Below are 21,206 nucleotides of genomic sequence, written 5' to 3'. Positions count from 1 at the left end.
ATGGAACACAAAATCGTGCAGGCGACCACTATTGAGGGGTTTTGCGAAGTAATGGGCATCGCTGCCTCTGGCGAGAAGCCCAATTTCAAGCCCTATGAGCCAATGCCAAGCGGCTCTCCCAAAGACGTCTTCATCACCAGCTGGGCCAAGAGCGGCACGGCCATGATCCCGCTTCCGGATGCCCGTTAGCATGCCGCCGACCTTTCCTACACCATACCTCGTCCGCTACATCCGTTGGCATGACGCATCCCCTTATCGCCTGCCTTTTGCCTCTCTCAAGCAGCGGATTCGACGGTAAAATAATTTTCGCCCTTGGACAGTGTGCCAAGTGTGTCAAAAGTTCTTTTTTCGCATTTGTTTTCATGGGCTTGGTTCGGATCGGTTTCCTACGGGAAAACGGGCCTTAATCCCGCGCCGCAACCTTAAAGGAGACGCCTCACATATCGCAGCATACACGCAATGAACTCATCACTTGTGAAACGGCATTGGCGCTTTGATCGAAGGCTTGCCCTACCGATACTCACCCTTCTCATATGCGGTCACCACTCCGGGGCTTGGCACCCGGCATGTGCCCGGCGCGTCGAAGAAGTATAGGCATACGGGCCGGCCATCGCGGTATTCCACTCGCACTGTGCCATTGCTTGGCTGACCCAATTGGTTGAAGCGGTAGCGGGCACTGATTGTGAGGGGGCGGCCTGCGGGGTCTTTGCGGGTTACCGATACGTTCGACACGCTGCTTCCGATGTAGCGGTTTAGCATCCACCCTTGGGCGTTTACTGCGATCAAGTCATTGATCATCTTGCCGTAATTGGACGGGACATAGGCGCCGCCGCCGCCTCTGCTGGAGGAAAGCGTGGCCCCGCTTGCCAATTTTAGCGGCGCACCGCCCGATCCGAAGCGTTCAAAATTGGCCTGAAACCGTTTGAGAGCTGCGCTGTTGCAGCTGTTTTGCGACAGCAATTTTTCCATATCGCCGTTGGCGGCCAATGCCTGATCCACCATGCGGCGCGAGCTTGCGCCCGGATCTTGGCCTTGCCTCGGTATGATGCTGCCGAGAACTTCGCCTGCGGTCTTGCTTTCAAGCCGCTTTGAAATGGCCATCAGGTCAGGGTCGGCATATCGCCCGGTGCCGTAGGTTTCCGATTGCGAGCAATAGCGGTTGGTCTCAACCCCGAACCCGTTGCGCGTCACGGTTTCTCTAAGGCAGCGGGTGGCCATGATCTCCACCTTATTGCTGGGCAATTGGGCGGCGCAGGTGCGCGAATAGGCGGCGATGAATTTGTTTAGGAGGAAGGCGTAGGCATTGCCATCTCGCTGCATCCTCGCATTTGCAAAATCGCCGAGATAGATGGCTTGGACTTCGCTTTCGTAATTGATCCCGTCCACCTTAAGGCTGTTTGGGCCAAGGCCTGATTGTGCAGACAGACTAGCAAGACCAACACAGGCAGCGACGCCTACAAAAAATTGTATCGGAAACCGCATGTTCATTGCCCCATAACTTCGAAGATGTTCACAGCCTACCATGTGTTTACTCAAAAAGCTCAGCTTTCAAGCGGATTTTAAAATGCTCTTCATAAAACGTTCAACGATGCAGAGGATGTGCCAAGTATGAATGCAATCCAATGGTTGTTCGAACCGGCGAACCTTGCGACCGCGCTTTGCGTGATGAATCTTGCCGCCTTTGCTGCTTTTGGCTGGGACAAGGCGGCGGCAGAAAACGGCAGGAGGCGCGTGCCAGAAGCGGGGTTGTTGCAGTTTGCGTTCTTTGGCGGGATTGGCGGGGCCTATGCTGGACGGGCGTTGTTTCGGCATAAGACCCGCAAACAGCCGTTCAGCAGCCAGCTGCACACAATCGCTGGACTGCAAATATGCGCGGCGGCGTTCGCGCTGATCTATTTTTGGTGACTTGTACGAGGCGGGATTGGGCCCCTATTCGTGACCCCATGCAGGGGGCGGTGCTTCGACCTCTTCGCTCAAATCAAATTCCACCCGGAACAGGCGCGGTTCCGGTGCGCCGCCTTCGATGGTGCGCTTTAGTTGATAGGTGAACTTGGGCGATTCGCTGCCCGCCGGGTCTACTTCTACTGACCACACATTGGTAACCGAGACCTCATATCCTTGGGCGTTGAACATATCGATGCTGAATTGATCGACGGGGAAGCTTTGTTCTTTCGTTGTGCCTTCATCGGTGGTGTCGCCCCCATACATGGTCAGTTGGTCGCTTTCGCCGTCTTCATGCCGGTGATCATGTTTCAGTCGCAACCCATTATCGGTTCGCGTGATGAGCCAAGTGCGCGAACGGTCCCATTCGCCATTGAGTTCGACATGGAAAGGAACGGCGATCCCTTCATCCGAACATTCGCTGACATGCATGACCATGGCCGCGTCAATAAAGTCCGCATCCGCCTCGTCGTCACTCACGAGCTGCCCAGAATAGGCCTTGCCGCAATGCTCGGCGAGGGCCGAGAAGAAGGTGTTTTGCACCTCTTCCTCCGCCTGTAACGCGGGGGCAGGATCGGATTGAGAGCAGGCCATCAGCAACAGGGCAGGGGCAAGAGTGATGGTGCGAAGGGAGATATCTGTCATGTCTGCCATGTTAGCGCGCCAAGGCCGTCATGTCGCGTTCCATTCCTGTTTGGATTTGCAATGATCTTTGAACGTAAAACACCGCCCAAAGGCCAGTGAACCCTTGAACGGTGTTTCGGAGCAGCAAGCGGCTCGAGAAATCCGAGCCGAGCTTTAGAACATCAAAGTGTTCGGGTCGGGCATGGGTTCCTGCTTTTGCGCTTTGAGGAGGCTCATCACGCTGCGCACGCCGACCCAAATGGCGATCAGCGGCATCAGCAGAATGCCGATAAACACGAATGACAAGACGCCGGCGATGACAAAGCCGGCGAAACCGAACCAGAAGGTGCGGATGAGATAGGAAAAGTGCGAGGCCGACCAGTCGTCCTTGCTCTCGCCGCTCCAAACATGGGCAAGTACGATGCCCACGAGGCCGGTGATGCCCGTGACGAAGCTGGCAAGGTAGCAAAGTGAGATGATGGTGGGTTGGTTGAAGTCAAAACCGCCGTTTGGGCCGACCTCTCGGTTGGTGTCTGTTTTGGCTGGTTCTGTCATGGCATTTCCCCTTTGATGACTGACTAACGGTTGGCCGTGTGTTTACGAAGATTAGACTAGGCGATGCGCGCGCGAGGGCAAGCCTTTCCTGTTTGTTTGCTCAAGTGAATTAAGGCGCGCACCAATCGCGCGGATATTCTCCCCAGCCAGTTGCAGAGGCAAGGCCGCTATGGATCATCACACCGGCCAAGGATTCTTGTGAGCCGTCAGCCGCAGTGCGGCGGGCTTCGCGAAGCTCTCTCCCATATTGATCGCGTGGGGGTGAATGCGCGCCGTCCCATTCGAACGGCCCTCGGTTAAGCCAATTGTGAAGACGGGCTCTGGCGATTCTGGCAAGTGCGCTTTCTGATTGGCACGCGCCGTCCAGCTCGGAGGCGTTAAATCCAGTTAAGCGAATGCGGCGGCGGTTTTCGCCAAAACCAATGTGGACAGTGTCTCCGTCCACAACGCAAGCCTGTTGGCGCGATCCTTCACCGCACAAGGCAAATTTCTGCTCAACGCTGACCCAGCCTTGCTCTGGCGTGATTGGCTTTATGGCAAACCACCAAACGCCCACCGCGATAAACCCAAGGATGGGAACCCGCCATGAGAGCCATCCGCTATACAGCGTCGTCCGACCAGGCGAGCGCGGCAAACGCGGTCGGCGAAAACGAGGGCGAGAGGGTTTGCGAGGCATCTTTCGGTCAGGCTAGCACCGCCGCGCCTAAAAGGAAGCCTCGTTTGATTGCGCGCAAAAGAAAAGCCGCCCGGCGTAAACCGAGCGGCTTTTCAAAAACCAAATGGGCTAAGTGATTAGCTGATGTTTGCGGTTTCTTCGAGCGATCCGAATGAACCGTCAGGACGCTCTGTTTCGGCACAAGTGCCAGCATCGACATAGGTCCATGCATTGCCCTGATAATCGACTACAGACGTACCGGCACAGCTTGTGCCTGGGCCAGCTGCGCAGTCATTTTTGCCAGCAAGTGAAACGCCAAAGCATCTCTCTTTCGCATCAGCATCGGTAGCGGCCACTTCTTCGGTTTCTGCACCTGCTTCTGCAGCCGCTGGTGCGTCAGCAGCGCCTGAACATGCAGCAGCAAGACCAGCGGCCGCAGCAAGAGCGATCGAACCGTTAAGACGACTTGTATTCATGATAATACTCCATCAATTTTCGAAGTAGGGCGGGGGATATGTGCCCCCAATCGACCCTTGATTCGGATGGAACCAATATTTGATTACAAAGAAAAGAGCAAATTTTGCAACTTGGTCAGGTTAGCCCTGTAAAAGAAACGTTCCATCGCCTTCTTTCCTAGTGCGCACATAACCGCTAAGCGCCTCTCGGTGAAGGGAATCGTCCTGAGCAGAAGAGCGAGATGGAAACATGGTCAAAACCAATGGAGCCAATGGGGCCCCTGACCTTGCAAAAGCCGAAGTGCTGATTGAAGCCTTGCCCTATTTCCAGCGTTATGCAGGGCGCACCTTTGTGGTGAAATATGGCGGGCACGCGATGGGCGAACCCCAAGCGGCGCGTGATTTTGCGGAAGATATTGTCCTGCTGAAAGCGGTTGGGATTAACCCGGTTGTCGTCCATGGCGGCGGCCCGCAAATTGGCGATATGCTTGCCCGGCTTGGGGTGGAAAGCACCTTTGTTGACGGTCTTCGCGTAACCGACGAGGCAACGGCGAAAATTGCCGAGATGGTTCTCTCCGGCGGGATCAACAAAGAGCTTGTCGGATGGCTTAGCAATGCGGGCGGTAAGGCGCTTGGCCTTTCGGGCAAGGATGGCGGATTAGTATCGGCGCGCAAGGTAACGCGCACGTCCAAAGACCCTGAAAGCCAGATTGAGAAAGTCGTTGATCTCGGCTTTGTCGGTGAGCCAGCCCATGTCGACACATCGGTGATCGACACCGCAGTTGCGGCTGGAATGATCCCGGTGATTGCGCCGATTGCAGGGGGCGAGGATGGTGCAACCTACAACATCAATGCTGACACTATGGCCGGCGCTATCGCAGCGGCTTTGGGTGCGGCGCGTCTGTTCCTTCTAACCGATGTGCCCGGCGTGCTGGATGCAAATGGTGAGCTTTTGACCGACCTTACGCCGGACGATATTGCACGGCTCAAACAAGAAGGCGTCGTCAAAGGCGGCATGGTTCCCAAGCTGGAAACTTGTGTAACGGCAGTGGGATCGGGCTGCGAGGCAGCAGTTGTCCTGGATGGACGTGTGCCGCATGCGATGCTTCTTGAATTCTTCACGGCAACGGGGGCAGGCACGCTGGTGCATGCATAAACTGAGGGCGAAAAGGCGCTCTAAAGAATCTGCTCTAGGCTGGAAAATGGCGTATTAGTCGGGTAATACGCTAGATAAGGGACTCACACTGGTGGTCAGGAGGCAATCTGTTTGCTTTTCCGAGCCGTCAAACGACAAGGTAATTGAAACCCAATGCCCACACTTATTGATACGCTCATCCAAATCATTTCCTTGCTGGTGAATGTTTTCGTCATGCTCGTGATTGTGCAGTTTGTGATCGGGCTCTTGTTTGCCTTCAATGTGGTGAATAATTCGAACCAGTTTTTGATGCAGATCTATGATTCAGTGAACCGCCTGATGGACCCGGTTTTGAGGCCTGTGCGCAACATCATGCCGCAAACCGGGGCGCTTGATCTGTCGCCGCTGGTTGTCATTGTAGTCGCGCAAATCCTCTTGATTGTTCTTAACTCGATTAGCCAATCCCTATGAGTGCCACTCGAATTGACGGCAAAGCCTTCGCCGCCACCTTGCGTGAACGTGTTGGCGGCCATGCGCTTGATTTTGCCAATGCTGCGGGGCGTAGGCCCGGCCTTGCTGTAGTTCTGGTGGGTGATGATCCTGCCAGCCAAGTTTACGTCGGCTCTAAAGGCAAGGCTACGCTCGCTGCCAATATGGAGAGCTTTGAGCACCGCCTGCCCGACGATACCAGCGAAGAGGCGCTGCTGGCTCTGGTTGATCAGCTCAATAATGACGATGCTGTGGACGGCATTCTGGTTCAGTTGCCATTGCCCGGCCACTTGGATGAACAATCGATCATTGCCTCTATCAGTCCGGACAAGGACGTAGATGGCTTTCATGTTATCAATGCAGGCCGGCTATCGGTTGGGCAATCGGGCTTTGTCCCGTGCACGCCGCTGGGTTGCATGATGCTTTTGACCGATCGTTTGGGTGACTTATCCGGCCTTGATGCAGTCGTGATTGGCCGGTCCAACATTGTTGGTAAGCCAATGGCGCAGCTTTTGCTGGATGCAAACGCCACCGTCACAATCGCGCACAGCCGGACTAAGGATTTGGCCAGTGTTGTTAAGCGCGCAGACATTGTCGTTGCGGCAGTGGGGCGGCCTCATATGGTTGGTAAGGATTGGCTCAAGCCCGGCGCAACCGTCATCGATGTTGGCATCAACCGCCTGCCGCCTGAACCGGGTAAGGAAAAAGGCAAACTTGTTGGTGATGTCGCATTCGATGAGGCAAGCGAGGTTGCAGCGGCCATCACCCCCGTTCCGGGCGGTGTTGGACCGATGACAATCGCGGTTTTGCTTCGCAACACTTTGGTTGCTGCATATCGCAATGCGGATCTAGATGTACCCGAGGGGCTTTAGGCTCTACGCCATCAAAGGTTTTTGGAGAGACTGCATGAAGCGCGTTTTGACTTATGGCATGATTGGTGTTCTTGCCGTTTCACTATCAGCTTGCGCTTCCAGAGCGCCGCGCGGTCCTTCCAAAAGCGTTATTGAGCGAGTTCTGGCCAAAGCACCGGGCAAAGCTCAGCCAAGCACAATCGTCGCGACTGAACTCGCCTATGCCAAAGCCGCCAAAGAGCAAGGCTTTGCCGGTGCCGTTTTGTCCTTTGCTGCACCGGGCGCGCAAATCCATTTAGGTGATGGCGTTGTTCCGGTACAAGCGATTGCACAGACTCTCGAAGAGGCAGGCGTGCAAACCCAATGGGCCCCGCGCGTTGTCGTTCAAAGCTGCGATGGTTCGCTTGCGCTTAGCCAAGGACGCTTCGCCGATAGAGAAGGTAAGGTCGGCAATTATGTGACGACTTGGACGCGTCAAAATGATGGCAGCTTCAAGTGGACATATGATGTTGCGGGCCTGGATAACCCTCAGCCACCACCGCGCCCAGACTTTGAGGATGGCGATATTGTGGTGACGGCGATTGATTTGGTTCAAGGCCTCATCGCAACCTGCCCGCGCCAAGGCGAAACAGTGCCGTTGGCCCCTGCAGTTCCAGCGGGACAAGGCGGCGCTTCGGCCATGCAGGTATCACGCGATGGGACGCTGCGCTGGCGTTGGGAACACCGTGAAGGCAATCTCAAATATGTGACGGCTGATTATTTCTTCGAAGGCAATTGGGTCACTGCGATTGAAGAAACGCTTGCATCGGCGCCGAATGAGTGATGAGGGGCAACAATGTTGCCTGAACTCTTCCTCTCCGCCTTTATCACCTTGTTTGTGGTGATCGATCCGCCCGGCTGCGCGCCGATTTATGCGGGCCTTACGAAAGAAGCCACGCCTGCACAGGCACGCAATATGGCTTGGCGAGCGACGACCATCGCTGCGGTTATCCTTATGATCTTTGCCCTGTTCGGCGAAGCTCTTTTGGGTGCGCTCCATATTGAGCTCGATAGTTTCCGCATCGCAGGCGGTCTCATGCTGTTCTGGATCGCGTTCGAAATGGTCTTTGAAAAACGCACCAAACGCCGCGAAGACCGCGCTGACAAGGTGAATGCAGACCCCGAGGTCGAGGACGTTTCTGTCTTTCCGATGGCAATGCCAATGCTTGCTGGTCCCGGGGCGATTGCGGCGGTCATGCTGCTTATGAATGAGGCGGAAACAGCGACCGAAACCATCGAGGTTTTTGCGGCATTGGGCGCAGTTCTGTTCCTAACCGCGCTTGCCCTCGTTGCGGCTGGTCCGTTGATCCGCTTGCTTGGTGACAAGGTAGAGGCGGTTATCACGCGGCTCTTAGGCGTGCTATTGGCGGCCCTTGCGGCTCAATATGTGATTGACGGCATCAAGGGCAATTTTGGGATCGTTTAAGGTTCATCTCGCGTTTCAAGTCTTTGCCTCATAACAGCGCCGGGTGGGCAACGGACTTTGCTGGGAGGTCGGCGATGCGAATTGCGGTGGTTCTAGGAGCGGTTTTGAGCCTGTGCTTGGCATCGATTGCGCACGCTCAGCCTATTCCAGACCTATCACTCGAAGAGCTTGAGACACGCATCGAGGACGGCGATCTTGGCAAAATCCGCGCCCTTGCGCTCGAGGTTGGCGGTAAGGTGGTTTACCGCAAGCGTTTCGGAAAAGGCGAGCTGGGCGATAGGGTTGATATAAAATCGGCCGGTAAATCCATCACAGCCCTCGCAGTGGGCGCAGCAATTGCAGATGGCGATTTAGCCGGAGTGGATGTGGCTGTGTGGTCCTATCTTGGGTCCGAGCGTAGTGCGCCGTTTAACGCCGTCACCGTGCTCGACCTTCTCAACATGGCCAGCGTGCTTGATTGCAACGATTGGGAACGTCGCTCACCGGGCCAAGAAGAACGCATGTACCCCAAGCGTAGATGGCGCGATTTCGCACTGAGCCTGCCAGAGCGCGAGTTTACCCGTGATGAGCGAGGTATCGGCCCCTTCTCCTATTGCACCGCAGGCGTGTTTCTTTTGGGTCAAGTGGTCGAGAAAGCCGTTGGCGAACGCTTCGACCTTTATGTTCAACGTCGATTGTTTGACCCCCTTGGCATTGATGGCGCAGACTGGCGCACATCCAAAAGCGGTGAGATACAATCAGGCGGTCAGCTGACCATCTCGGATGAGGCTTTGTTCAAAATTGGGCGCTTGGTTCTTGACGGCGGTATGTGGGAAGGAACAGAGGTTTTGCCTGGAGCGTGGTTGCGCGATATTCTCAGGCCAGCACACCAATTGGATGAACATGTCCACTATGGCCATCTGTGGTGGTTTTCGGCGATCCGCTCTCAGCGAGGCTTTGAAGGGGCGGCGATGATGAAAGGCAATGGCGGTAATATCGTAGCGCTCGTACCAAGCATGGACGCGGTTCTGGTAGTCCAATCTGAAAGCTACAATCGCAAGACAGCACAGCGCAATTCATTCATCGCGCTCACCACAATGTTGAGAACGCTGCCTGCGCCGCCTATTGTTCAAGAAGCTGCCAACGCGGAGGAATAGCGCCGCTATTGTAGCGTTGTGATTTCTTCGGTGCCATCGCTGCGGCCAAAGAACTGCATCAATTGCACTAAAAGTTCGCAGCGGTCGGTCAGCGAATTGGCTTCAAGCAAAGCCTGCTTTGATGCCGGATCAAAAGGCGCGATCTGCGACACACCGTTGATAAGCGATTGATCGTCGAGCCGCTTTACCGATTCCCAATCAACACTGTATCCTTGTGCATCGGCAAATTCGCGCGCTTCTTGTTCAAAACCGCCGCGCTGAGCAAAACTTAGCGTTTCGTCTTCATCATCCTCGATCAGTTCAGCTTCGACCTGACGAAACGCGCTTGCCACATCCATTTCATGGAGGATGCGAAAACGCGACTGCCCTTCGAGGACAAGGTTATAGCGCCCATCTTCCATCGCCTCGATCTCGCCAATGTGCCCAACGCACCCAATCGAATAGAGCGGTGCGCCATCGACGGCACGCTGTGGCTGAATCATGGCAATACGCCGGTCGCGCACTAAAGCATCGCCAACAAGCGCGCGGTAACGCGGTTCGAAGATATGCAAGGGCAGTTGCAGGCCAGGAAAGAGGACAGCACCGGCTAACGGAAAGATGGAGAGGCGTGTAGGCAAGGGGGCCTCTTATCCGAAAAGGATCTTGGACAAGCGACGGCGGGTGGCCACCACCCATTCGTCTTCGAGGCCTACAGCCTCAAAAATCTTCAGAAGTTTCGCGCGTGCCGCTCCTTCATTCCATCCGCGATCTTTTTCAACCATGCCAAGAAGCGTGTCGGCGGCTTCATCGCGTGCGCCTGCTGCAAAGGCAGCCTCCGCAAACGCAAGTTGAGCGTCCATATCATCGGGATTGCCTTTCGCCGCTGAGAGCAGGCCAGACAGCTCATCATCATCGACTGAGTTCGCTGCAAGCTCCAACGCGCTCTTAGCCGCTGCAATCGCAGGATCGCCTGCAAGGTTTGGATCGGCTTCCACTGCTGCCAGAACCTGTCCGGCTTCATCGGTCTGCCCCAACGCCACGAGCGCTTTGACAAGACCTGCAGGAGCCGCGGCATTATCGCCTGCAAATTCGGCGACCTGTGAGAAAATACCCGCAGCGCGCTGCGCATCGCCTTCACTCAGCGCTGCCTCGCCCATTGCGAGGAATTGCTCAATCTCTTCCGGAGAAGGCCCCTGCGGCGCGCCATCTGCCGCACCGGCCTCGATAGGAAGTTGACCCAGCAATTGGTCGAGCATCTGGCCAAGCTGGCTTTCGGTGCGTGCCTGCGTCAAATCTGCGACCGGTTGCCCTTGGAACAAGGCATAGACTGTCGGGATCGACTTAACCTGAAACTGAGCTGCGATGAATTTGTCTTCATCGACATTGATCTTAGCAAGAATGACGCCCTTATCGGCGTAATCGGCCGCCACCTTTTCGATCACTGGGGTCAAAGCCTTGCAGGGCCCGCACCACTCCGCCCAGAAGTCGACAATAACGAGCTTGGTCATGCTGGGCTCAACCACCTCCTTGCGGAAGCGATCGACAGCTTTTTGTTCTTCGATGTTGAGTCCCATGCTTGCCAAGGGGATGCTCCTGTTTTGAAATGGCGGACCTGATCTAACCAAGGCGCGCCGCTAAGTGATACTGGTCCCTTATGTGGGACGTTTTGGAGCCTTGTGAAGGCCGTGAGGGCTGATGGCTAGACGGCTAATTGAATATCACTGCATTTTATCGCGTTTTTAGGGTTGCGGGTCTGTGCACCCACTGCTAATCGCGCCGCCACCCCGACAGAGAAGTGCTGTTTAGCAATTTCCTGTTGAAGCGTCAGTGAGCGGGCGTAGCTCAGGGGTAGAGCACAACCTTGCCAAGGTTGGGGTCGGGCGTTCGAATCGCCTCGCCCGCTCCATTTTCTTCGTAAAATCAATGCTTTAGCATGACCCTATTTTCTAACGGGTTGAAATCCTGCATGTACGGATCGCATTCGGATATCCGATTTTGGAGGGAAGACGCCGGGGTACGATCAAATAGCCAAACAGGCCGGTGAGCTAGATTCGGAGGATCAAGTACGGGAAGCAGTCCCTAGAGCTTCAGAAAGGGCTGGTATCGATTGAATGCCAGAACCTAGATGAGGTTGAACATGCATTGTGTGAAGTCCGCGGAATGGTCTTGGCTGGCAAACTCGATGAACAGCTTGAAGCAGCTTCGTCGGCGATCAGAAAACGGTTTGAGAAGGCAGGCTAACCCTATCAGTCCGCCGAACAATAACTTTGGGTTGCTGAACGCCATTCGGGACGGCTGTCGTCCGTGAAATAGTAGTCGCGGCAACCCACTTCATTGGCGTTAGAGGCAACTACGTAGCCCGACATTCCCTCGAAAGACCACCTGACAGCAATGCCAGCATTCATCGCTTCTTCAGTGAAGTTTCCAAGGCGATCCAGAGGTACTGTGGGCTGGTCAATGAGGACTGGAAGCGGGGTGTTGTCTGCCGAGCTTGGTTCTGTTTCACTCTCTTCCAAACTTTCAACATCCTCCACATCTCCTATGCCCCCGGTTAGGCCGAGGTTCTCATTGTAGACGCCGAGTTGGGTTGGCTGACCAACCTCAGTTGGATTCGCCGGATAGTTTATCCTTGCACTACCTGTTGAAACGAAGGCTATTTAGGTTTGTCTGGGTTCGACAAGATCGGCGAGTGTAATCGCTGAGACTAGGAACTAACTTATTTAGTGCATCAGCCGTCGTCTGTCGGTTGGAATTTGCCGGCTGACAGTGTCAGTGTTCGGTCTGCCGCAGCAATCGTCTCTTGCCTGTGTGCTATGATGATACGGGTGATGCCCATTGAATTGATCGCCTCATTCACTGCTGTCTCGTGCTTGCTATCAAGGTGAGCGGTGCCTTCGTCCATCAGAAGAATCTTAGGCTGGCGGTAAAGCGCGCGGGCAAGCAGAACCCGCTGTTTTTGGCCCCCGGATAGGGTCGAACCCATATCCCCGATCAGCGTTTCAAACTGCATCGGCATGGCCATGATGTCTTCAGCGATCGAGGCAGCAACGGCGGCGCGGGCCACGCGCTCCATATCTAACTCATCGTCAAACAGCGCGATGTTGTCCGCAATCGATCCGGCAAACAGGCTGTCATCTTGCAACACTGCTGCGACCTGACGGTGGAAGCTCTTGTAGCCAAAGCGCGGTAGAGCGATGCCGTCAATCAGCACCTCTCCACCTTCGGGTTCGACTAAGCCCAGCATGATCTTGAGCAGCGTCGACTTACCCCCGCCCGATGGCCCGGTAATCGCAACATGCTCGCCCTGTTCAATCTTGAGATTGACCCCCTGCAGTACCATCGGATCGCTTGGCGAATAGCGGTAATAGACATCCTTGAGTTCAACCGAGCCGCTGAGCTCAGTGTGGGTCTCTTGGCCATCGGCAAAGCTGCGGTCCTCTTCGGACAAAGCGATGTCGGACAGGCGTTCCAAATGCAGGCCCAGCATGCGGAATTGGATCGCTTGGTCGATCAGCGCCGCTGACTTGCCAATGAACTGGTTTTTATAGGCTATGTAAGCAAACACCATGCCCACACTAAAGCCAGCACCGTCAATTACAAAGCCAACGGCAAGCCAGATGGTGAGAATGTTCTCAATCCCAAAGATCAGCAGGTTGGCGCCGGATTGCCAGATCCCAATACGCGCGAGGCGAACGTTTGCATTGACCGAGTCTGTCAGCCTTGTTTGCCAAAGAGCGTGGCGAAGGGTTTCGCGCCCAAACAGCCGCAAAGTGACCATACCGCGCAAGGATTCAATCAGTATAGTTTGCTCTTTACCCCCGGTGACGATGGTCGCTTCTTCGGCCTCCCTTTGGAAAGAGAAGCTGATCAAACGCGCCGCGCCATAGAGCAGGAATGCAACAATCGCGATGAGCGCCAAGAGCGGGCTGTAAAAGAGCATCACCGCGAGGGTGAAAGTCGCCATGACCCCATCGACAAGCGCTGCCACCGCGCCTTGGGTAAGCAAATTTTGAATGGGCGCGATCGATTGAAAGCGTGAGAGGATGTCGCCCGTGTGCCGCTTCTCAAACCACTCAATCGGCAGCCGGAACAGACGGCGTGCGATATTGGTCGCGAGGCCATAGCCCACGCTGGTCCCGGCATTGAGCAGGACAAAACTCCTCAAGAGGCTCGCGATCACATTGATAAGCGTGAAGAGCCCAAACCCGAACGCCAGCGTAGTGAGCAAATCGCCGTCCAATGCAGGCAGCGCGTTATCGATCGCGATCTGCATGTAATAGGGGGACGCCAGCACGAAGGCTTGAAGCACAAGGCTTAGCGCCAGGATCTGCGCAAGCGCGCGCTTCATTCCCGTCATACTCTGCCAAAGCTGCGAGAGATGGAGGCGTTCGCGAAGGGACTTCTTGTCGAAATCACTGCTCGGGCGAAGCTCTAGGGCAACGCCGGTGAAATGGTCCGAAACCTCGGACAAGGCCATCCATGTGGTGCGCCCATCGGGGTTATGGATGAGTGCCTTCCCGCCCTTCACCGTCTCGATCACGACATAATGATTGAGGTCCCAGTGAAGGACCGCTGGCATATGGAGGTTTTGCAACTCCTCTAGAGGCAGCTTCACCGCGCGCGGGGTGAGCCCAATCTGATCCGCCAGTCCAATCAGCGCCCGCAAAGGTGCACCTCTTAGCGAGGGCGAATACTTGCGCCGCATTGTGCCAAGATCGACGTCAAAGCCGTGATAGTTGGCAACCATGGTGAGGCTTGCAAGCCCACACTCAGCCACTTCAGTCTGGCGCACCAAACGCACTCGGCTGCGCGTCATAAATCCAAGATCTAGTTCCATGTTAACGCTTCTGCACAGCAAAGAGGGGTTCAAACAGCCACTCGATCAGGGACTGCTCTTCGGTGACGATCCGCGCGGTGAGCGTCATGCCTGGCACCAGCGCTTCCATGCGCCCGAAGGCGCTGATTTCGGTGTCTTGCAGCTCCACCACGACCGGATAGACTGAGACAACCACTCCATTGGGCGCCTGCTGGGTCAACGCGCTGCTGGCAACGGTGCGCACGGTGCCAGTGACGGTACCAAAACGCTGATAAGGGAAGGCGTCGATCGCAAGGCGCACCTCTTGGCCTACCTTCACAAAGCCAATTGCTTGGCTCGGCACGCTCAGCTCCGCACGCAAGATTGAGCCCTCTGGCACGATCGCCATGATCTGGTTTTGTGGTCCCACCCTTTGCCCGGATCGCGTGGTGAGCGCTGTCACATTACCAGTGATCGGGGCGCTCAATGCATAAGAACGTGCGCCTTCATTTCCAGCCGCCTGCTGAGCCACTTGCGCGCGGCTGGCAGAGATACCGGCAGCCTGGCTCTGTGCTTGCGCTGCGATATTAGCGGAACTGGTCGAAAGCTCTGCAAGGGTAGCGCGGCGCGATGTCAGCGATTGCTGCAATTGCGCAAGCTGTTGTTGACGCGAAAAGACCGTATCTTCGCGCCTTTGTAAATCAACCTGACTGATAAATCCGCGCTCCGCCACGCTTTGTGCTTGGTCAAGATTTTGCTGAGCGGAGGCGACCAGGTTCTCTTGCAAGGTTATCTGCGAGCGCAGCTGATCGATCTCGGTGCGAAGGCCTGCGGCTTGCACGCTGATCTGACTGCGCTGGGCTGCGGCGGAACGCTGCGAGGCGATAAGCTGTGCTTCTAGGCTTGCGTCCTGACGCGCAATGGCTTGTTCGGTAAGAGCAGCAGCAGAAAGGCCCGAAGCTGCATCCTCTTCCGCGCGGATCGCTACAAGCGTAGCGCCCGCTTCGACACGCTGGCCATCGTCGACCATGACCTCGGTGATAGTGCCAGAGCGGGTCGGGATGATTGAGGCGACCCCGCGATCAGGGACCACTGTCCCCGTGACCGTCTCAACCCGCGAGTAGCTCGCAAGGCTGAGGAAGATAAGCGCAACGTTCACAGCGCCAAAGATGAGGTAGCCGATGACTTGCCACGGCATAGGCACCGCAATCGAAACATCGCCCGATAGACGGTCCTTCTTTTGGGTGAGGACTTCTTTGCGGAATAATGATGCCATGCTCGGTGTTGCACCTTCCCTTATGCTTGGCGCGCCTTTGATGGCACAGCACTAACCGCGTTCGGCGGGAAAGCGGAATAGTGCAAGTGGGTTAGGGTGCTGGAGCGCTACACACAACTCCAGCACCACACCCGGTTTACTTGCCTGCAGATTCGAGAGCGCCTGACGCCTCGTCGTATCCTTGATATGCCGTGTAGGCACCGACAATAACGCTTGCTACGATCACCGCGGTTCCGCCTGTGGCCACTCCCGCTGCAACGGCGCCTACTCCAAGTGCAATTTTGCCAACGCCACCCCAATAGCTGTCGTCCTCGCCAGCGCCATTGACCGCGTCAATCTCAGCAAAATTCAGTTCGGCAATTCGATTTTCAGATTCAATTTTCATGATGTTTCTTTCTTGATTTTTTCCAAAGAAAAATCAGAGAAATAAGAAGCAAAATCCCACCAACTTGCAGAAGACTGCTTGGTCTCTCAAACCCTAATACCGCGATAGCGGTTGCAAACACGCTTGCTGCGACAAAAGCGATCAAAGGCATGTGCCCTTTCCCGGTCTTGAAAACATAGTATGCGAAATACAAAGACATCAATCCGAGCAGAATGAACGTGAGTTCTTTCATCTTACCTCTCCAATCTAGAATTTAGTCCTTCATAGCAGATTCGATCACCTGCGCACCGCCCGCAACAATGGCGACTGCGCCTGCAGCGATGGCGATCCCACCAGGAATAGATGCGACTCCAGCCGTCCCTGCAGTCGCTGCAGATCCCGCAGTTACCAAGAGGACACCCGCTGCGGCTGTGGCGGCTCCTTCAAAAACACCGCCCCAATCAACAGCACCGCCGACCATTTCGATGTCATCAAAGCTCAGTTCTTGGATTCCGCACTGCGCGAACGCGGCATGGTTCATGTTAGACATTTCACTTCTCCAATGTGGTTGCCAGCGCGGGTTTCCGGCACACAACTTCCCCGCCTCCCGAAGCGCTGTTTTGGCGCGACGAAATTCCTCAGGAGCGAAGGACGCCGATGCGTCGCCTGGCTCCCATCTGTTTGTATGAGGGACCTGCCCGCAGCCCTCAGCCGCGTTCAGGTCAGGCTCGATCAGTCTTCCGCGGCTTCTTTACCGGCTTCGCCTGCAGCGATCAGCGGGCCGATCGGCCCAATGATTACGAGCACCGCGCCAAATGCGCCGCCAACGGTTTCGATCTCTTGTGTGTTGAGATTTTTCATGGACATATTCCTTTTCTTCTCGATTAGAATGAAAACACTGAGGGGCGGCCATTGATGATCACAGGCTCATTTGCAGGCAGAGGGGTCGGGCGCACAGGGCGAGCCACAAGCCTAAAGCCACCAACAACAGTTTCGATTTCGGTTTTCGTCAAAGTTTTCATCTGTCTTCTCCAACGTTCGAGTGCCTGAAAAATGACGAGCTTCCTCGCCCGCTAAGGCGCAACCGCCTTGGATATTCGGCCAGTCCCGGATGGCACTCTTGCTCCGTGCTGGTCATCTGATCTCGACCCAATGATCTGTGGGAGGCCAGAGGTGCCCAAGCGATTGGCTCGGTTACCCCCGGCCTCATGCGCTGATTGAAGGGACGATGATCCCCGGACTGGGTGGGGTGGTTGGTCGTTCTAAGGGAAGAGCCTTAGACTTGCGCCCAAATGCCAAGTCCGATCAATTCAGCGCCAACTTGCAGCGAAAAGGGGGGCTTTCACCGCAGGATTGATCAAGTGATACCCAGGCGCCAGCGAGTGATCTCATCAAACTGATCGGCCTGATCAATCAAATCTTGGATCGTGGGCTCACCAGGCACACCACCAATACCGCCAACCACTAGCTCGATTTCCGTGGCACTGAGCGAATCCATCTTCATCGTGTTCATTGCTTGTCTCCTAAGTTCTGTATCAGCCACTTACTGATGGACTTATGATCGACCCTGGAGAGATTTTCACAATAGATACAGTGACCTAGTTGTCCTATTCTAACCTCATCTATCTAGCCCTTAGGCACTAGAATTGAGGATCTAGACCGATTGAATTAGCTCTTTTGGCTGAATACAGGTCCATAGTGTCGATGGACTATAGCCAGGCATGCGCGGAAAAGGCACGATTGCGTCGGTACAGGAGTTATCTGAATTGAGAGTTCAACGCGACAACCCGCCAGCCGGGCACAGAATGCTAGTCGCCGACGATCATCCGATCTTTCGAGAGGGCGTTGAGGCGATCCTGCATCAGATTGATCCGGACATTGAGGTGGAGCACGCGAGCACCTATGACGAGTTAATGGAGGTCGCGCTTGCGGGCAGTGATCCGCAGCTGTTCCTCCTAGATCTGCGCTTTCCCGGTATGGATATCGAAAAGGCCGTACCGCAGCTTCGCTCCAAGTTCCCGCTCGCTTCAATCGTGATCATATCGATGGCAGATGACCGCCGTTCGACTGATCATATCATGTCTACCGGGGTCGATGGGTTTATAAGCAAGGCCGCCAGTCAGCAACAAATCCGGGACGGCATTCTTGCTGTCATCGAGGGCGAATTCGTCAATGTCAGCGCGTCTGGAGGTATCGAGGGAGCGTCTTCGGTTTCTCAGTTCTCAAGCCTGACTCCGCGTCAACTGGATGTTCTGCGCGGCATCGCTGAGGGCCATTCGAACAAGCAGATTGCAAAGGATCTTGGCATTTCTCCTTTCACAGTGCGGATCCATGTCTCTGCACTACTGAGAGAACTCAAGGTCGAGACGCGTACAGCGGCGGCTGCCATGGCGACGAAATACGGCGTTTGAAGGTTTTCTAAATCGCACAAAAAAAGAGCCGCTTTGAGCGGCCCTTTTTGTGCGATTTACTGTGGCAATCCGGGGTTGCTTTCACCGCCACCCCACCATGGTGGCCTCCAATCGTCCCAAAAGCCGATTGGTTCCGTACCATCGATACCGCCAACGACCGCATCAATCTCAGCATCAAGCAATGGCTGAATATCTTTCGTTTCCAAGGTTTCTCTCCAGTCCGTTCGATTCGTCCGACCGTCTTGGCCGGGGCAAGTCTGAGAATACACATGGCAGCCGTAGGTGCACTAGCTAAGACGTACTAACTGACCGATTTCGTCGTCCGAAGCGACATCAAGGCTGAGCGCAATTGTGCTGCCCGTAAGGGCTTCGTGAGAATGAGGCCCTCATGCAAAGGCAAGAGTTCGCGGATTTGTTCTGGGTGGTGCCCAGAGATGATGATCAGTGAAGAACCCTTTGCTTGAATGCGCTCAAGGGTTTCTGCCCGCTTGGCAAGGGTGCCTGCAAATCCGAAGTCAAAATCGCTCAGGACAATATCACAAGGGGGGATCGTATCGGGTAGCTCGGTGTACGAACTCACCTCACATCCCCATCTATCAAGTACAGCGCGGGTGGAATCGAGGGTCTCCTCATCGTCGTCCGCCAAAACGACTCGCACTCCTGACAACGGCAGTCTGGTTTCCTTTGCGAGCGGTATCGTCTTTGCCGCAGCCGGGATAATTTTCAGACCGTGTATCCTTGCTGACGCCCCTATTCCCAGCTCTGATCTCAGTTCAAACCGCAGGCCCAAGATGCCTGCAAGCCGATTGACGATGGCCAGACCTAAACCCTTATTCACGGTTGTCAGGTTTGACCTTTGGACAGACCGATAGAATTCCTTCTGCACATTCTCCAATTCGTCGGAGGAAATGCCACGGCCGTTGTCGATGACTGACAATGACAAGCCAGCGCCTTCGCGGCGGCAGCCGACAACGACTCTACCCCCCGGCGAATATCGGATTGCGTTAGACACCAGATTTTGCAGCATAGTTCCGATGAGCGCGCGGTCAGTCTTGATCACTAGGTCGCAAGGCACAAGGCGAAGGTCCACATTGGCCTGCTCCGCTGCGAGTGCATTTTGGCTGTCCACTTGGGCGAGCAGCTCGTTCACCGAAACTGCGCCGATTTCCTTTTGCAAAGTGCCGCTCTCGATCGCTGCTATGTCGAGCAGAGCGCGGAACATGCGGCGTGCATTGTCGACCGACCAGGATATCTTGGAGATGATTTCCTGTTGATCCTGCGTCAGGTCAGTTTGCGAAAGTCTGTCGGCCAAAAGGCCAATTGCATGGATGGGCTGCCGCAAATCGTGGCTCGCTTGTGCCAAAAACTGCGATTTCGTTTCGGCCGCGCTGCGATACACTTGGATTGCTTCCCTGCCTCGTTGCCAGAATTTGGCGACACCCACGATGAGTATGAGAAAGACGCCTTGTGATGTTCCCTGGTAGACTAGGTACCTTTCGAGAAGAAATGGGCTGAACGTAATTACCGCAAATGTCGCAAGAGCAATCCACCGGCCATAGGGTCTCTGGAACACAACCCAGAACAGCGCGGCCACTATCGAAACTATGAAGGCTGGAGCCCAGCCGAGATCGATGGGAGGTCCGTCTTCGAGCGTTTGCGCGGCGAGGATGACGAGAGTCGCGCTTGAGGTGTACTGGTCCAAAGGCGTTTGGCGCGTGTCCCTGCCAAGCCTTTCTGTGAAGCCGATCACTACCTTCTTGTTTCGAAGCTCCGAAGGTGAAAAATCCTGATTGAGAACATCAATCGCGCTCAACTTAGGGATCGATTTTGGATCGTAGCTCAGATCTATCTCGAATGTGGCTCTCGGCGGGATCTTTGCCTTATTTGCCAAGACGTTTGCCGCTCCGGGGACGATTCCGTCATTTGTTTGAACTGCATAGGGCGTGAAGGTTGGCGCACGAAACCAAAGGGTTTGAAAGACAATGACGGTAGGAGTAACATGCTGAGCAATCTTTGGCGCGAGCCACGCGGATGAGGGCGCCAGTTGTTCACTTGTTGCAAGCGCGGTGTCTTCGGTCAGTTCACGGACGTCCTCGGGTGCTAGATCGATTTGCCAAGCGGGGGTAACGGGCAGTCTTGTCAACGCAGCTGCAAGCTTCGCTGTTTCTGTCTTACTCCTTTCATCGAAGTATTGATTGGCTACTACGATTTGCTCTGGAGAGTGCTTGGAAACCTCCTCCAACAATTTTGCCAGATCTGCTTCTGACCAGACTCTTGAGGTAAGCTCCCGTTCGGTCTTCGCATCAATTGCGACAACAACCCCATTGCCGGTGTAGAGTTTTGAATTGGTTGAAGCGGTTATCGACCGCTGAAACCAATCATAGGGTTCGAATGGCACTACCACTCCCATAAAGGCGATGAGCAAAATGAGGGAAATGCTCTCTCGCCGTGACGGCCATCGAAAAAGACTGCGAAACTTAGCGGTACCTCTCATGCTGATTTGGTTACGCTTCCTGTTGCTACAAAACGGAGGTGAGATTGGCCCCGGGCACTCTAAGACTAGCAATCCCCAAGGCAAAATCGCACATCCGCACCAGATTACAGACACAAAGAAAAGTCGATAGGTCATTTGCGCTATCGACGCTCAGACTAAATCTCGTTTTCAAGGGGCGGGATCAAAAATATTGCAATTGATTGTCCGCAATTGGGTCGATTGCGGAATGTCGGCTCTCAGCCGTAAACGATGCAATGCTGACTTTCTTACATTATGTTGGATGCAAACACGCCTGATGTTTGTGATTGATTGATGGGCATTACGATTTTAGCGAGCAGAGCTCGATTTAGCTGAGAGGGTACACGGGAGAAGCGCAGCTACCTCTCCCTGCCGAGCTAACGTAGTGCGGCGAGACAAGATGATCCAAGCGCATGCGCGGATGTTCCCCGTCAGCGTTCATGAGACAGACTGAGGTAGTTGGATAGAGGAGTGTTTTGGTCTCATCGTAGTGACTGTAAGGAACGAAGATGAGATCAAAACGAGCAAATTCCAAAGCGTCCGCGGAGCTGGTGGTGAAGGAC

General features: G+C 55.0%; 27 protein-coding genes and 1 tRNA gene. 10 read left to right on the top strand and 18 right to left on the bottom strand.

Going from position 1 to position 21,206, the window contains the following annotated elements:
* Positions 1–189, top strand: coding sequence for a hypothetical protein (locus tag ABJ205_RS07770; protein ID WP_348159762.1), 189 nt, complete (start codon positions 1–3; stop codon positions 187–189).
* A gap of 321 nt (positions 190–510) precedes the next feature.
* Here ABJ205_RS07770 and ABJ205_RS07765 read toward each other — a convergent pair whose 3' ends face one another.
* Positions 511–1,482, bottom strand: coding sequence for a hypothetical protein (locus tag ABJ205_RS07765; RefSeq protein WP_348510041.1), 972 nt, complete (start codon positions 1,480–1,482; stop codon positions 511–513).
* A 126-nt stretch (positions 1,483–1,608) separates the two neighbouring features.
* On the opposite strand from ABJ205_RS07765, the gene ABJ205_RS07760 reads away from it, so the two are divergent.
* Positions 1,609–1,905 carry a DUF1294 domain-containing protein gene (locus ABJ205_RS07760; protein ID WP_348155180.1) on the top strand — a complete coding sequence of 99 codons (297 nt, stop codon included), beginning with the start codon at positions 1,609–1,611 and terminating at the stop codon, positions 1,903–1,905.
* A 24-nt stretch (positions 1,906–1,929) separates the two neighbouring features.
* Here the strand turns inward: ABJ205_RS07760 and ABJ205_RS07755 are convergent, their stop codons facing one another.
* From ABJ205_RS07755 to ABJ205_RS07740, 4 genes are all read right to left on the bottom strand, one after another.
* On the bottom strand, positions 1,930–2,595 hold the full coding sequence (locus ABJ205_RS07755; RefSeq protein ID WP_348155178.1) for a hypothetical protein: 666 nt from the start codon (positions 2,593–2,595) through the stop codon (positions 1,930–1,932).
* Between the two features lie 144 nt (positions 2,596–2,739).
* Complete coding sequence (locus ABJ205_RS07750; RefSeq protein ID WP_348155175.1) at positions 2,740–3,120, bottom strand: hypothetical protein; 381 nt, start codon at positions 3,118–3,120, stop codon at positions 2,740–2,742.
* Positions 3,121–3,229: 109 nt separating this feature from the next.
* A complete protein-coding gene (locus ABJ205_RS07745) occupies positions 3,230–3,796 on the bottom strand; it encodes a hypothetical protein (RefSeq protein ID WP_348155172.1) in 567 nt (188 codons plus the stop codon).
* A gap of 116 nt (positions 3,797–3,912) precedes the next feature.
* A complete protein-coding gene (locus tag ABJ205_RS07740; protein ID WP_348155169.1) occupies positions 3,913–4,251 on the bottom strand; it encodes a DUF2282 domain-containing protein in 339 nt (112 codons plus the stop codon).
* Between the two features lie 229 nt (positions 4,252–4,480).
* On the opposite strand from ABJ205_RS07740, the gene argB reads away from it, so the two are divergent.
* The 6 genes from argB to ABJ205_RS07710 all read left to right on the top strand — a co-directional run bounded on the left by argB (position 4,481) and on the right by ABJ205_RS07710 (position 9,306).
* On the top strand, positions 4,481–5,386 hold the full coding sequence (argB, locus tag ABJ205_RS07735; RefSeq protein ID WP_348155166.1) for an acetylglutamate kinase: 906 nt from the start codon (positions 4,481–4,483) through the stop codon (positions 5,384–5,386).
* Between the two features lie 153 nt (positions 5,387–5,539).
* Complete coding sequence (locus ABJ205_RS07730; protein WP_348155163.1) at positions 5,540–5,836, top strand: YggT family protein; 297 nt, start codon at positions 5,540–5,542, stop codon at positions 5,834–5,836.
* Positions 5,833–6,726: a bifunctional methylenetetrahydrofolate dehydrogenase/methenyltetrahydrofolate cyclohydrolase FolD gene (folD, locus tag ABJ205_RS07725; RefSeq protein WP_348155160.1), complete on the top strand. Its 894-nt coding sequence runs from the start codon at positions 5,833–5,835 to the stop codon at positions 6,724–6,726. Before ABJ205_RS07730 ends, folD begins: the two co-directional genes overlap by 4 nt.
* A 34-nt stretch (positions 6,727–6,760) precedes the next feature.
* Positions 6,761–7,528 (top strand): hypothetical protein, encoded by a 768-nt coding sequence (locus tag ABJ205_RS07720; RefSeq protein WP_348155157.1) that lies wholly within the window; start codon positions 6,761–6,763, stop codon positions 7,526–7,528.
* Between the two features lie 15 nt (positions 7,529–7,543).
* A complete protein-coding gene (locus tag ABJ205_RS07715; protein WP_348155188.1) occupies positions 7,544–8,170 on the top strand; it encodes a MarC family protein in 627 nt (208 codons plus the stop codon).
* Between the two features lie 74 nt (positions 8,171–8,244).
* Positions 8,245–9,306: a serine hydrolase gene (locus ABJ205_RS07710; RefSeq protein ID WP_348155154.1), complete on the top strand. Its 1,062-nt coding sequence runs from the start codon at positions 8,245–8,247 to the stop codon at positions 9,304–9,306.
* 5 nt (positions 9,307–9,311) lie between these two features.
* Here the strand turns inward: ABJ205_RS07710 and ABJ205_RS07705 are convergent, their stop codons facing one another.
* Both ABJ205_RS07705 and ABJ205_RS07700 read right to left on the bottom strand, forming a co-directional pair.
* Complete coding sequence (locus ABJ205_RS07705; RefSeq protein WP_348155151.1) at positions 9,312–9,923, bottom strand: LON peptidase substrate-binding domain-containing protein; 612 nt, start codon at positions 9,921–9,923, stop codon at positions 9,312–9,314.
* A gap of 9 nt (positions 9,924–9,932) precedes the next feature.
* Entirely contained in the window at positions 9,933–10,859 is a 927-nt protein-coding gene (locus ABJ205_RS07700; RefSeq protein ID WP_348155185.1) for a tetratricopeptide repeat protein, read from the bottom strand.
* 257 nt (positions 10,860–11,116) lie between these two features.
* On the opposite strand from ABJ205_RS07700, the gene ABJ205_RS07695 reads away from it, so the two are divergent.
* A tRNA-Gly gene (locus ABJ205_RS07695) sits at positions 11,117–11,191 on the top strand.
* A gap of 340 nt (positions 11,192–11,531) precedes the next feature.
* Here the strand turns inward: ABJ205_RS07695 and ABJ205_RS07690 are convergent.
* From ABJ205_RS07690 to ABJ205_RS07650, 9 genes are all read right to left on the bottom strand, one after another.
* Positions 11,532–11,819 carry a hypothetical protein gene (locus ABJ205_RS07690; protein WP_348155148.1) on the bottom strand — a complete coding sequence of 96 codons (288 nt, stop codon included), beginning with the start codon at positions 11,817–11,819 and terminating at the stop codon, positions 11,532–11,534.
* 194 nt (positions 11,820–12,013) lie between these two features.
* On the bottom strand, positions 12,014–14,122 hold the full coding sequence (locus tag ABJ205_RS07685) for a peptidase domain-containing ABC transporter (RefSeq protein WP_348155145.1): 2,109 nt from the start codon (positions 14,120–14,122) through the stop codon (positions 12,014–12,016).
* 1 nt (position 14,123) lies between these two features.
* Entirely contained in the window at positions 14,124–15,356 is a 1,233-nt protein-coding gene (locus ABJ205_RS07680; RefSeq protein WP_348155142.1) for an HlyD family efflux transporter periplasmic adaptor subunit, read from the bottom strand.
* Positions 15,357–15,492: 136 nt separating this feature from the next.
* Entirely contained in the window at positions 15,493–15,741 is a 249-nt protein-coding gene (locus ABJ205_RS07675; RefSeq protein ID WP_348155140.1) for a hypothetical protein, read from the bottom strand.
* Entirely contained in the window at positions 15,731–15,973 is a 243-nt protein-coding gene (locus ABJ205_RS07670; RefSeq protein ID WP_348155138.1) for a hypothetical protein, read from the bottom strand. The genes ABJ205_RS07675 and ABJ205_RS07670 overlap by 11 nt, the downstream gene beginning before the upstream one ends.
* A gap of 21 nt (positions 15,974–15,994) precedes the next feature.
* Positions 15,995–16,270, bottom strand: coding sequence for a hypothetical protein (locus ABJ205_RS07665; RefSeq protein ID WP_348155136.1), 276 nt, complete (start codon positions 16,268–16,270; stop codon positions 15,995–15,997).
* A 182-nt stretch (positions 16,271–16,452) separates the two neighbouring features.
* Positions 16,453–16,581 carry a hypothetical protein gene (locus ABJ205_RS07660; protein WP_348155135.1) on the bottom strand — a complete coding sequence of 43 codons (129 nt, stop codon included), beginning with the start codon at positions 16,579–16,581 and terminating at the stop codon, positions 16,453–16,455.
* 23 nt (positions 16,582–16,604) lie between these two features.
* Positions 16,605–16,742, bottom strand: a complete 138-nt coding sequence (locus ABJ205_RS07655) for a hypothetical protein (protein WP_348155133.1) — start codon at positions 16,740–16,742, stop codon at positions 16,605–16,607.
* 335 nt (positions 16,743–17,077) lie between these two features.
* Positions 17,078–17,233 carry a hypothetical protein gene (locus ABJ205_RS07650; RefSeq protein ID WP_348155130.1) on the bottom strand — a complete coding sequence of 52 codons (156 nt, stop codon included), beginning with the start codon at positions 17,231–17,233 and terminating at the stop codon, positions 17,078–17,080.
* 208 nt (positions 17,234–17,441) lie between these two features.
* Here ABJ205_RS07650 and ABJ205_RS07645 point away from each other — a divergent pair, with 208 nt between their 5' ends.
* Positions 17,442–18,131 (top strand): response regulator transcription factor, encoded by a 690-nt coding sequence (locus tag ABJ205_RS07645; protein WP_348155127.1) that lies wholly within the window; start codon positions 17,442–17,444, stop codon positions 18,129–18,131.
* A 56-nt stretch (positions 18,132–18,187) separates the two neighbouring features.
* Here ABJ205_RS07645 and ABJ205_RS07640 read toward each other — a convergent pair whose 3' ends face one another.
* Complete coding sequence (locus ABJ205_RS07640) at positions 18,188–18,337, bottom strand: hypothetical protein (RefSeq protein ID WP_348155124.1); 150 nt, start codon at positions 18,335–18,337, stop codon at positions 18,188–18,190.
* 95 nt (positions 18,338–18,432) lie between these two features.
* A complete protein-coding gene (locus ABJ205_RS07635) occupies positions 18,433–20,529 on the bottom strand; it encodes an ATP-binding protein (protein ID WP_348155121.1) in 2,097 nt (698 codons plus the stop codon).
* Positions 20,530–21,206 lie beyond the last annotated feature (677 nt).

Source organism: Erythrobacter sp., assembly GCF_039988855.1.
Classification (GTDB): Bacteria; Pseudomonadota; Alphaproteobacteria; order Sphingomonadales; family Sphingomonadaceae; genus Erythrobacter.
This window is presented reverse-complemented; position numbering and strand designations above follow the sequence as displayed.